The 276-nt window shown below is 52.9% G+C and carries 1 tRNA gene; it reads right to left on the reverse strand.

From position 1 onward, the window contains the following. Positions 1–22: 22 nt before the first annotated feature. A tRNA-Leu gene (locus IAE24_RS30050) sits at positions 23–107 on the reverse strand. Positions 108–276: the final 169 nt, after the last annotated feature.

The raw sequence follows: 276 nt of genomic DNA on the forward strand, positions 1-276 counted from the left end.
TGTGCAACGGCCTTTTCATGTTTGGTGCCCAGGAGAGGACTCGAACCTCCACGGAGTTACCCGCTAGTACCTGAAACTAGTGCGTCTACCAATTCCGCCACCTGGGCATTTCAGAGTAGGCAAATTATATAGCGCGAAATCTCCGACTGAAGCCGATTTCCCAAGTTTTTGAGAAATTTCTGCGGGATGGTGCGGGGGCTTGCGACGGTGCCGGTGAGGCAAAGAAAAAAGGCCGTTGCGTGTGCAACGGCCTTTTCATGTTTGGTGCCCAGGAGA

The sequence above is a fragment of the Delftia sp. S65 genome, assembly GCF_016516495.1.
GTDB lineage: Bacteria > Pseudomonadota > Gammaproteobacteria > Burkholderiales > Burkholderiaceae_C > Comamonas > Comamonas acidovorans.